The organism is Nocardia sp. AB354, from assembly GCF_049538315.1.
Lineage (GTDB): Bacteria > Actinomycetota > Actinomycetes > Mycobacteriales > Mycobacteriaceae > Nocardia > Nocardia nova.
Map to the genome: position 1 here is coordinate 1 of NZ_JBMVFU010000084.1, position 459 is coordinate 459.

Here is a 459-nt window from a genome sequence, read left to right on the forward strand (position 1 = left end):
CTTCCCCAGCGGACCAGGTCTCCGGTGCGGTACATGCGTGTGCCGGTTCCTCCGAACGGGCAGGGCACGAACCGCGTCGCGGTCAACGTGGGTCTGCGCCAATACCCGCAGCTGACTCCGTCACCGGCGACATACAACTCGCCGGGCACACCCACCGGAACCGGCCGTAGCCGTTCATCCAGCACGAAGAGTGCTGCTGTGGATACCGGTGAGCCGATCGGTGGTGTTCCGGATTCAGGTGTCAAGGGTGGGGTGAGGGTGACGCACATGGTGGTTTCGGTGGGTCCGTAGCCGTTGATGACTGTGTGTTCGGGTGCCCAGCGGTCTACTACCTGGGCGGAGCAGGTTTCACCGCCGAGTATCAGTGTCAGAGGTTCCAGGTCGTGTGGCGTGAGCATCGCTGCGGCGGTGGGTGTTTGGGTCAATACCGTGACGTGTTCGGCAGCGAGGATGTCGTGA

The 459-nt window shown here is 63.4% G+C and carries 1 protein-coding gene; it reads right to left on the bottom strand.

Annotated features, from left to right (window positions below):
* On the bottom strand, positions 1 to 459 hold a 459-nt coding region (locus ACPCUW_RS35195), incomplete at both ends, for an AMP-binding protein (RefSeq protein ID WP_423429699.1).